This is a genomic window from Cohnella baijiui, assembly GCF_020731285.1.
Classification (GTDB): Bacteria; Bacillota; Bacilli; order Paenibacillales; family Paenibacillaceae; genus Cohnella.
Window position 1 is genome coordinate 75466 of sequence record NZ_JAJFOW010000030.1, and the last position, 10336, is coordinate 85801.

The window sequence follows — 10336 nt, forward strand, 5'->3', positions numbered from 1 at the left end:
CCGAAGTGCGGCAGGCGGACGCTGCGGTTTGATTTAGGTGGGCTGGACGAGCTCAGGCGAAACGAACTTGCCGACGCCCCGGAACTTGCGGTAGCGATCTTCGATGAGCGCCTCTGGCGACATGGCGGAGAGCTCCTCCAGGTGCCGCCAGAGCACTTGCTTGATCGCTTCGGCCTGCCAGGCCGGATCGCGGTGGGCGCCGCCCTTCGGCTCCGGAATGATCTCCTCGACGATGCCGAACGCCTTCAGGTCCTTGGCGGTGATCTTCATCGCTTCGGCGGCTTGATCGGCCTTCGAGGCGTCCTTCCACAGGATCGAAGCGGCGCCGTTCGGCGAGATGACGGAGTAGATCGCGTTCTCGAGCATGAGCACGCGGTTGCCGACGCCGAGCGCGAGCGCGCCGCCGCTGCCCCCTTCGCCGATGACGACGCAGATGACCGGCACCTTGAAGAGCGCCATCTCCTTCAGGTTGCGGGCGATCGCCTCGGACTGCCCTCTCGCCTCCGCCGTATCGCCGGGGTAAGCCCCCTTCGTGTCGATGAAGGTGATGATCGGACGGCCGAACTTGTCCGCCTGCTGCATGAAGCGCAGCGCCTTGCGGAAGCCCTCCGGATGGGGGCTGCCGAAGAAACGCTGGATGTTGTCCTTCGTATCTTTACCCCGCTGATGGCCGACCACCGTCACCGGCACGCCGTTCAGCTTGGCGATGCCGCCGACGATCGCCAGATCGTCCGCGAACAGCCGGTCCCCGTGCAGCTCGATAAAATCGGTGAAAATCTCGTTGACGTAATCGAGCGTCGTCGGACGGGAGTGCACGCGAGCCAGATGCATGATCTGGGCGCCCGACAGATTGGCGTAAATCTCGTCTTCCAGTTCCTTGTACTTCTCTTCGAGACGCCCGATCTCGTCCGTGAAGTCGATCTGCTGCTCGACGCCGACCTTCTTCAGATGGTCGATCTTCCGGCGCAGGTCGGAGAGAGGGCCTTCGAACGGCAGCTTGTTATCCATCCGTCTGTTCTCCCTTCCCTACGTGCATGTCCAGCAGCTTGATCAGGAACGTCCGCATGTCCTTGCGGTGCACGACCTTGTCGAGCTGGCCGTGCTGCAGGTTGAACTCCGCCGTCTGGAAGTTGTCGGGCAGCTTCTGACGGATCGTCTGTTCGATGACGATGCGGCCGGCAAAGCCGACGATCGCGCCGGGTTCGGCGAGGATGTAGTCGCCGAGGCTCGCGAAGCTTGCAGACACGCCGCCGAGCGTCGGATCGGTGAACACCGAGACGAACAGCCCGCCGTCCTGCTGGAACTTGGCGAGCGCGGCGCTTGTCTTGGCCATTTGCATGAGGCTCAGGATGCTCTCCTGCATCCGCGCGCCGCCCGAGGTCGAGAACAGGAGGAGCGGCAGCCGCTTGGCATGCGCCAGCTCGATCGCCCGCGTCACTTTCTCGCCAACGACGGAGCCCATGCTCCCGCTGAAGAAGTCGAAGCTCATGACGCCGATGACGACGTCCATACCGCCGATCGCGCCTTCCCCGGTAACGACCGCGTCTTTCAGGCCGGAGCTGATCTTCTGCTGCTCGAGCTTCGACTTGTAGCCCGGAAATTCGAGCGGGTCCTCGGAGACGAGATCCGCGTCAATCTCAAAAAGACGCCCTTCGTCGAGCGTCATCGCGATGCGCTCTAAGGCGTTCAGACGGAAGTGATGCCCGCACGTGGAGCACACTTTCAGGTTTTTCTCGAGTTCCTTGCTGAATTGTATGTTTCCGCACTTCGGGCATCGGTTCATCAGGCCCTCGGGAATCTCGCGTTTGGGACGATCATCCTGCGTCTTCGCGGACGACGAGGACGGCACGGTAGCATATTTCTTCTTCTGAAATAAATCCTTGAACACAGCGACACCTCACAAGGCGCAAAAATGGCGGTTCGGCCGGGGACGGGGCAAGCCCGCCGCAGGCGGAATCCGCAGCTATCAGGCGCGACATGCATAGGACGATCCGACCCGTAATAGGACGGCAATCTGCCGCATTAGTCACATATGCAATATACTGCCGAGCACTTCTTGTACTTCCTGGACTTCACCGGACGGCACCAGAATCTCGTATTGCGGCTTGGTCAGGTTGATCGGGCGGACCTGAACGAGGAAGCCTTCTTCGGTCAGCCGCTTCTGGATCCGTTCCGCAATCTTCGCGGTCGGCGCAATGTAAATGACCGTCCACATGAAGCGGTACCCCCAATGAATAGCTTGATCAGGTCTACAATAAGGAAATGATAGCACACTAGACGCAGGACTAGCAACCGAGCGAACGCTAGAGCCTCCAAGGCAAAAAGGAAAAAGCGCCTTGTCCCGGCCGCGTTCGGGACCGCCGGAAGGACGGACGGGACGCGGTGCCGGATAGGCGCAAAGTCTTACGGAACGGCTTGCGGCCGGGACCCGCGCCCGGGCGGAGGCCCGATTTATTTGACCCGGGCGGCGCCTTCGCCCAGCAGCTGCTCCACGGCGGCGAACAGCGAAGGGGAGGGCTTGACGCGATACGTCTCGTTCAGGGCGACCGTGCGATGCTCCCGCTCGTAGAACAGCACGGTCGGATGGCTGCCGGGGTGCGCCGCAAGCAGCGCCTGCAGCCGCTTCAGCACGGCGGGCTGCTCGTGCTGCGCGTCGATGCGCACGTAGACGCGCTGCGCCGGCGCGATGGCCGCGGCGGGTCCGGCTGCGGCTGCCGCCTGCCGGTCCTCGCGGGGCGCCGACCGAACGGGCGCGGGATTCCCGCCCGCCGCGTCGCGGCGCTGCGTTGGCGCGCCTCGGGACGGCGCCCGGCGAAGACGCGCGGCCTGCAGCTCCAGATCGGGGGCCGAAAGCGGCACGAGATCGTCCGCCAACAGCTTGAAGTCCTCGTCGCCCTGCTGCAGCTTGGCCCGCACGAGAACGAGCGAGCCCTTGCCGGCAAAGGACGTCGCCGTCTTCCAGACGGACGGGAACACGACGAGCTCCGCCCCCATGATGCGATCCTCCAGCTCGAGGAACGCCATCGCCTGGCCGTTTTTCGTTACGATCGGCTTGACCGAAACGACCATGCCGGCCGTCAGCACGGTCGCGCCGTCCGGCGCCTCGGCCAGATCCACCATCCGGTCGAGCCGCAGCTTGTCCCACATCTCGTCGTAGGCGTCGAGCGGGTGGCCGGACAGGTAGAGGCCGAGCAGCTCGCGCTCCAGCTCGAGCGTCTGCGTCGCGGTGAACGGCGTCACCTCGGGCAGGTCGACGTTCCAGTTCGGCGACTCGCCGAGATCGAACAGCTCGAGCTGCAGCTCCTCCCGCTCCTTGCGCCACGCGGCGGCCGCCTCGACCGATTCATCGAGCGCGGCGAGCAGCTGCGAGCGGTGGCCGGGCAGCGAGTCCATCGCCCCGGCGAGCAACAGCGACTCGAGAACGCGCTTGTTGCACACGCGCGGATCGACGCGCCGGCACAGGTCCGTCAGGCTGTCGAACGGCCGCTCGGCGCGCTCGCGCAGCAGGCAGTCGATCGCCTGGGTGCCGACGTTCTTCACCGCCGCCAGCCCGAAGCGGATCGCGCCGCCGGGAGCCGACTCGCGACCTTCCTCCGTTCGGCGGACCGGCGTGAACAGCACGCCGCTTTCGCCCACGTCGGGCGGCAGCACGGCGATGCCCATGCGGCGGCACTCGTCGACGTACTCCGCCGTCTTGCGCTGGTTGCCGATGACGGCCGTCAGCATCGACGCCATGAAGGCGACCGGGTGGTGCGCCTTCAGATAGGCCGTCTGGAAGGCCAGCACCGCATAGGCGGCACCGTGCGCCCGGCAATAGCCGTAATCCGCGAATCGGACGATCATGTCGTAGACGCGGTTCGCCTCGTCCTCGGTGTAGCCCTGTCCGAGGCTGCCCTGTACGAAGTGCGCGCGCTGCTCATCCAGCACCTCTCGCTTCTTTTTGCTGACGGCGCGCCGGAGCAGATCGGCTTCTCCGAGCGTAAAGCCGGCCATCGTAGACGCGATCTGCATGATCTGTTCCTGGTAGACGATGATCCCGTAAGTGTCGCCCAAGATCGGAGCGAGCGACGGATGCGGGTATTCGACCGCCACCTCGCCGTGCATCGCCTTGATGAACTGGGGGATAGACTCCATCGGGCCTGGGCGGTAAAGCGAGATGACCGAGATGATGTCCTCGAACGAGCTCGGCTTCATCTCCCGCAGCACGCGCCGCATGCCCGCCGACTCGAGCTGGAAGATCCCCGTCGTGTCGCCCCGGCCCATCAGCTCGTAGGTCGCCGGGTCGTCGTCCGGGATGTCCGCCCAGAGAAGCTCGCGTCCCGTCTCCTCCCGTACGGCGGCCATCGCGCGCTCGATGATCGACAGCGTGCGGAGGCCGAGGAAGTCCATCTTGAGCAGGCCGACGGCCTCAAGGTGCTCCATCGAGTACTGCGTGAGCGGAACGCCTTCGGAGCCCTCCTGCAGCGGCACGTAGTCGGTTAGCGGCTCGGAGGAGATGACGACGCCGGCCGCGTGCGTCGACGCGTGCCGGGGCATCCCTTCGGCCCGCCGCGCCATCGCGATGAGCGACGCCGACGTGCCGCCCTTTTCGGCGAGCGCGCGGAACTCGGCGTTTTCCCGCATCGCCCGCTCGATCGACATCCCCGGCATGCCGGGGATGAGCTTCGCGGCCTTGTCCACCTCGCCGTAAGGGATGTTCATGACGCGTCCGACGTCGCGCACCGCCGCCCGGGCCGCGAGCGTCCCGAACGTGATGATCTGGGCAACGTGTTCCGCACCGTACTTGTCCGCGACGTATCGGATGACCTCGTCGCGCCGCTCGTCGCTGAAGTCGATGTCGATATCGGGCATCGTGACGCGCTCGGGATTGAGAAACCTTTCGAACAGCAGCTTGTACTTCAGCGGGTCGACGTCGGTGATGCGCAACGCGTACGAGACGAGGCTGCCCGCCGCGGAGCCCCGCCCGGGCCCGGTCTTGATGCCGTGCTCGTGCGCGAATCGGATGAAGTCCCAGACGACGAGGAAATAATCGTCGAAGCCCATCCGACCGATGACGTCGAGCTCGTAGCGCAGCCGCTCCCCGGCGGCCGCCAGGAACGCTTCGTCCTCCGTCGCGCCGAACCGATCGTTCAGCCCTTCCTCGCACAGGCGGGCCAAATAGGCGCTGGCCGTCAGCCCTTCCGGCAGCGGGTCGAACCGGGGCAGGATATGGCGGCCGAAGTCGATCTCCAGATTGCAGCGCTCCGCGATCCTGACCGTATTCGACACGGCCTCCGGCCGATGGCGGAACAGCGCCTCCATCTGCTCCCCGCTCTTCAGGTAGAGCTGCGTCGTGTCGATCTTGAGACGGTCCTCATCCTCCAGCGTCTTGCCCGTGCCGATGCAGATCAGCACATCCTGAAGCGCGTGGTCTTCCTCGTTCAGGTAGTGCGAATCGTTCGTCGCGACGAGCGGGATGCCCGTCTCGTCGGCAAGCCGAATGACGGCGGCGCTCACCTTCTTCTGCTCGAGCACGCCGTGATCCTGGATTTCCAGGAAGTAGTCGTCGCCGAACAGCTCGCGATAGCGCCGAGCCGTCGCGAGCGCCTCCGGGTAGCGGTCGTGCAGCAGGTGCTGCGACAGCTCGCTGCTCAGGCACCCGCTCAGGCAGACGAGCCCTTCGGCATGCTGCGAGAGCACCTCGAAGTCGATGCGGGGCTTGTAGTGAAAGCCCTCGAGGTGGCCGATCGAACTCAGCTTCATCAGGTTGCGGTAGCCGGTCTCGTTTTTCGCCAGCAAGGTGAGGTGATAGATGGGCTGATCGCGCCGGGACGCCTTCTCCCTGCGCGATCCTCCGGTGATATAGGCTTCCATGCCGATGATCGGCTTGATGCCCCGCTCCTTGCACGCCTTGTAGAACGGAATCGCTCCGTACATGACGCCGTGATCCGTCAGCGCGAGCGCCCGCATCCCCAGCTCGGCGGCCTTCGCCGTCATTTCTTTGATGCGCGACGCGCCGTCCAGCAGGCTGTATTCGCTATGAACGTGTAAATGGACGAATCCGCACATGCCGCATCCCTCTTTTTCCCCGTGTACTCTGTCTATTAATTGTATCATAAGGCGCCGGGCACGTCCCATACATATGGAAGTGGAGGGGATGGGACATGGGCAACAAGTTCTACGTGCAAGGGATTCTCGATTTCTTCATCGCGTTCGGGGTCGTGCTCGGCGGATCGATGCTCGCGGGCATGGCCGCGCTGTTCCTCTGGCGTCCGCCGGCGGAGACGGTGCTGGACATCGCAAGCCGCATTAAGATCTGGGCCGTCGTCGTCGCGATCGGCGGTTCGATCGACCCGCTGCGGGTCATCGAGGCCAACGTCATGGTCGGGTACTTGTCGCCGGCGGTCCAGCAGATCGGCTACATCCTCTGCGCCTTTCTCGGCGCCCATCTCGCGACGGAGCTCGTCGTGTGGATGTGCCGGAACGCGGGGTGACGCGCCGTGCGGGTGCCATCCTTCGAACGCTATCGCGGGAGCATGCAGGCGATCGCGTTTTTCCTGTGCGGCCTGATCGTCGGAGCCGCCGTATACAGCGCGCTGGTGCTGGACCAGAGCAACCGGATCGTGCAGCAAAACTACGAGCTGAAGGAACAGGTCGAGCTGATTCGGCAGGAGCTCGAGCGCCCGCAAAAGCCGCAGGAGGCCGCATTCACCAGCCTCGTCCTCTACCTGGTCGATCCGGTAGACAAGTCGAAGGAAGAGCCTCCGCTCGACACGGTGACGGAAAAGGAACTGAAGAAGCGCTTGCGAGACGACCTGCATATCTTTCTCGGCCGCAAAATCTACGACATCGGCTCGGACGCGCAGCTCGCGCGCAGCCTGATCGAAGGCCGGGTGTATCCCGATATCGAGAAAAAGGATTATATCGTCAGCATCCGCACCGTTCTGGCCGTCGACCGCCGGCTCACGGTGTGGGTCGAAGCCCGTACGATGGTGAGGTAATCGGGGGCGGATTGTGGTACAATGGGGGGCAATTCCGGCTAGCGCCGCGTTATCGAAAAGGAGATGCCCGTCTTGTCTACGCTTGAAGCAACCCTCGAATGGGTGCTGTTCCTCGCGATTCTCGTCAGCCTGTCTCTGTCCGTCCTGTTCAGCTACCGGTCGCGCCGCCACGCCGATCAGACGATGCGCGGCCTGTACGGCGCCCGGATGAACATCTGCATCGGGCTCATGCTGGTCCTCCTCGCGATTCTTCAGATGTTCCTTTACAGCGGATCGACCCTGCGCGTCATCGTGGGCGCGATGTTCCTCGTGCTCGGCATTTTCAACCTGTTCGCCGGCATCCGCAATCACGCCTACTTCAAGAGGCGTCGATCGTCTGCGCCGTGAGCATGGCTTTGGCCATGACGTCTCCCTCCTGCAGCACCTGAACCTCCATCTTCACGTGCCGCCGGCTCGCCTCGATCAGCAGCGGCTGGACCGTCAGCGTCGCGTCGATGGCGATCGTCCGCAGAAAATACGTCGTCATGTTCTCCAGCATATGCTCGCGGCGTCCGAGCTCGTCCGTCGCTTTGGCGGCGGCTTGCTGCATGAGCATCGTCAGCACGCCTTCGGAGAGGGTTCCGAGCGGACCCGACATTTGCGGCGTGGCGAGGCCGGTGAACAGCAGGCGTCCGGCCTCGTCGCGACGCTCGGAGAAGCCCGCCCATACGAGGGCGTCGAACGTCTCGCCGAGCTGCTGGGGACGGTTCGCGAACTGCATCGCCCGCAGCAGCTCGGCGCGGCTGACGACGCCCGCAAGCTTGCGCTGGCGGTCGACGACCGGCAGCAGCTCGATTCCTTCGGACACCATCCGGTGCGCCGCCGACGCGATCGGCGTGTTCATCGTCACCGTCATCGGGCGGCGCGTCATCAGCTTGTCGACCGACTGGCCGGCGGCGGAGCCGACGACGTCCTTCGACGTGATCATGCCGACGACGCGGTTCCATTCGTCGACGACGGGGAACCGGGAGAAGCCCGTCTCCGCGCTCGTCTTCAGAAAGTCGGCGACCGTCGCCGACTGCTTCAGCGAGCCCGCGCGCGCCGACGGCTCCACGAGGTCGGCGATCATCATGATCTTGCGCTTGATGAGCCGGTCGTACATCGCCCGGTTGATCATCGAGGCGACCGTGAACGTATCGTGCCTGCACGTCAGGATCGGCAGCTTCCGCTCGTCGGCCAGCTGCTTCACGTCCCCGCCCGTCCCGAAGCCGCCCGTCACGAGCACGCCCGCGCCGTGTGCCAGCGCCAGACGGTGGGCGTTCTCCCGGTTGCCGACGATGAGCAGGCTGCCCGCATCGATGTAGCCCGCCATCTCGTCCAGCTCCATCGCGCCGATGACGAACTTGTGCAGCGTCTTCGACAGCCCTTCCTCCCCGCCCAGCAAGCTCCCCTGCACGATCTCCAGCACTTCGGCGAACGTCAGCTGCTCCGGATGGCTGCGGCGCCGCTTGTCCACCCGCACCGTGCCGATCCGCTCCTTCGTGCTCACGTACCCGATCTGCTCCGCTTCCTTCAGCGCGCGATAGGCCGTCCCTTCGGACACCTCCCGCTCCTTCGCCATTTGCCGCACCGAGATGCGGGTCCCGACCGGCAGATCCCGGATGTACTGCAGCAGCTGCTCGTGCTTCGTTAATTCGCCGCCGGCCGTTTCGTTTCCCGCCATGTTCGACTGCCTCCGATCGCTTCAATGTATAGTTATGATTACTTTAGCACTCGCTATCTTCGGCGTCGAGTTCGGCGCGCGCGGAAACGAAGCTGATCGACGTCGCTGTGGACGCTTCGGTCGTCGCCGCAGCCGCGGGAAAAGAGGCGTTTCCCGAACGGGAAACGCCTCTTTCCTTAAAATGGGTGACCTTTGTCCGCCGATATCCTGTCCGACAGTCCCCCGACTTCATATCCTATTATTATCCTTCCGGAAAGGAGGTACCCTCTTGACCATCCAATTTCTTGATGCTCGTCTGTCCCAGCATCGCAATGACAGCGCGGGAACGGAGACGCTGTCGGCTACGCCGCTCCTGCTTGGCGACATCGGTCTGCAGACTGCCGCAGTCGTAGGCACAGCTAACCAAGGCGATGTCCGGGTCGAGCTTTTTGGCACGATCGGCATAAGCGGGACGTCAGATAACACGGTTACGGTCACCTTGCAACGCGGAGGCTCGGCCGTCTTCGGCTCCGGCGTTCTATTCTACACCGCGACGATCGACCTGAAGGACGGCCCGGGCAACGAGCTCATTTCTTTCACGGCCGCCGACTTCCCGCCGTCGATCTTCGTCGCCAACCGGGAAATCCGCTATACGATGTTTGCCACGAAAACGGGCGCAACGGCGGTCACCGTCTTAGGCCCCGTCAGCTTCAATGGCATCGCGGATGCCGGGACGACCACTTCCTAAAGTCGCGCTTTCGTTTTCCAAGCATAAGCTTGACAAATCGCCCCCGCGGGGGCGATTTTGTTTTAGAACAAAAGAATCCACACGACCGACAACAGCACGACATACAGCACGATGGCCGAAGCGATGACCGGGAACGTCTGACGTCGATCGACTTCGTGCAGCTCCAGCGCGTGAACGGTCAGCATGATCAGACTGAGCAGCAGCAGGCCGACGGTCAACACGAATGAAAGATTCAAGGAGAGAAAAGCGACCAGCGCGGACACGAGATAGCCGGCTCCGAAAAGCAGTTGGGAAGCGCCTTGATGGGTGACGACTTTGATCCAGGCGCGTTTGCGCCGCCCGAGGCGGTTGCCGACGAGCGACAAGGACGCCGCGAGCGCGGCGAGCGAGAGAATCGCCAGCAGCAAATATTTGAACGCCGCTCCGTAACCCACAATAGGAATAACCGCGATATCGTACAAAAAGGAAATGGCCCGTTTGATTTGATGCTGAACGGACAGCACCCACAAGAAAAATCCGACGATCGACAACCCCGCGCCGGCAACGCCGTACGGAAAATCTTCCACGCCCCGCAGCGCCAGTCCGGCCGACGGATTGCGCAGAAGGGAAAGCAGTTTCTGGATGTCCAAAGATAAGCTTTTACGCTGCATCGGTGTTCCTCCACAACGATAGGATAAGGTTTCTTATCCATTCGACTTCCTTTCGACAAATCCCTTCTTTTTCCTGTCAGGGCATTCGCTAGCTTTCGCCTATATAATAGTAGATTTGAGAAAAAAGCGATAAATGTGCAGGAAGATATGCCATTCATCGGTTTGCGGAAGCGGCAGAGCGGCCATGTGCGGACCCATTTACCGTACATCGGTTTGCGGAAACGGCAGAGCGGCCATGTGCGGACCCATTTACCGTACATCGGCACGCGGAAGCGGC

10 protein-coding genes are annotated in these 10336 nt (G+C 63.2%); 4 read left to right on the plus strand and 6 right to left on the minus strand.

Annotation, left to right across the window (positions count from 1 at the left end):
• Window positions 1–33 precede the first annotated feature (33 nt).
• The 4 genes from LKX83_RS22800 to LKX83_RS22815 all read right to left on the minus strand — a co-directional run bounded on the left by LKX83_RS22800 (window position 34) and on the right by LKX83_RS22815 (window position 6048).
• The gene (locus LKX83_RS22800) at window positions 34–1008 is read right to left on the minus strand and encodes an acetyl-CoA carboxylase carboxyltransferase subunit alpha (RefSeq protein ID WP_227885136.1); all 975 of its coding nucleotides are present in this window, start codon (window positions 1006–1008) and stop codon (window positions 34–36) included.
• Window positions 1001–1888, minus strand: coding sequence for an acetyl-CoA carboxylase, carboxyltransferase subunit beta (gene accD, locus LKX83_RS22805; protein ID WP_227885137.1), 888 nt, complete (start codon window positions 1886–1888; stop codon window positions 1001–1003). The genes LKX83_RS22800 and accD overlap by 8 nt, the downstream gene beginning before the upstream one ends.
• 138 nt (window positions 1889–2026) lie before the next feature.
• Window positions 2027–2215, minus strand: coding sequence for a glutamate decarboxylase (locus tag LKX83_RS22810; protein WP_080833869.1), 189 nt, complete (start codon window positions 2213–2215; stop codon window positions 2027–2029).
• A gap of 236 nt (window positions 2216–2451) precedes the next feature.
• A complete protein-coding gene (locus tag LKX83_RS22815) occupies window positions 2452–6048 on the minus strand; it encodes a DNA polymerase III subunit alpha (RefSeq protein ID WP_227885138.1) in 3597 nt (1198 codons plus the stop codon).
• Window positions 6049–6143: 95 nt separating this feature from the next.
• On the opposite strand from LKX83_RS22815, the gene LKX83_RS22820 reads away from it, so the two are divergent.
• The 3 genes from LKX83_RS22820 to LKX83_RS22830 all read left to right on the plus strand — a co-directional run bounded on the left by LKX83_RS22820 (window position 6144) and on the right by LKX83_RS22830 (window position 7367).
• Window positions 6144–6473: a YtrH family sporulation protein gene (locus LKX83_RS22820; protein ID WP_227885139.1), complete on the plus strand. Its 330-nt coding sequence runs from the start codon at window positions 6144–6146 to the stop codon at window positions 6471–6473.
• A 6-nt stretch (window positions 6474–6479) separates the two neighbouring features.
• Complete coding sequence (locus LKX83_RS22825; RefSeq protein WP_227885140.1) at window positions 6480–6980, plus strand: hypothetical protein; 501 nt, start codon at window positions 6480–6482, stop codon at window positions 6978–6980.
• Between the two features lie 72 nt (window positions 6981–7052).
• Window positions 7053–7367, plus strand: coding sequence for a YtpI family protein (locus tag LKX83_RS22830; RefSeq protein WP_370639113.1), 315 nt, complete (start codon window positions 7053–7055; stop codon window positions 7365–7367).
• Here the strand turns inward: LKX83_RS22830 and LKX83_RS22835 are convergent.
• On the minus strand, window positions 7339–8682 hold the full coding sequence (locus tag LKX83_RS22835; RefSeq protein WP_227885142.1) for a DRTGG domain-containing protein: 1344 nt from the start codon (window positions 8680–8682) through the stop codon (window positions 7339–7341). The genes LKX83_RS22830 and LKX83_RS22835 overlap by 29 nt on opposite strands.
• Before the next feature lie 268 nt (window positions 8683–8950).
• Here LKX83_RS22835 and LKX83_RS22840 point away from each other — a divergent pair, with 268 nt between their 5' ends.
• Window positions 8951–9409: a hypothetical protein gene (locus LKX83_RS22840; protein ID WP_227885143.1), complete on the plus strand. Its 459-nt coding sequence runs from the start codon at window positions 8951–8953 to the stop codon at window positions 9407–9409.
• A 62-nt stretch (window positions 9410–9471) separates the two neighbouring features.
• Here the strand turns inward: LKX83_RS22840 and LKX83_RS22845 are convergent, their stop codons facing one another.
• The gene (locus LKX83_RS22845) at window positions 9472–10059 is read right to left on the minus strand and encodes a hypothetical protein (RefSeq protein WP_227885144.1); all 588 of its coding nucleotides are present in this window, start codon (window positions 10057–10059) and stop codon (window positions 9472–9474) included.
• Window positions 10060–10336 lie beyond the last annotated feature (277 nt).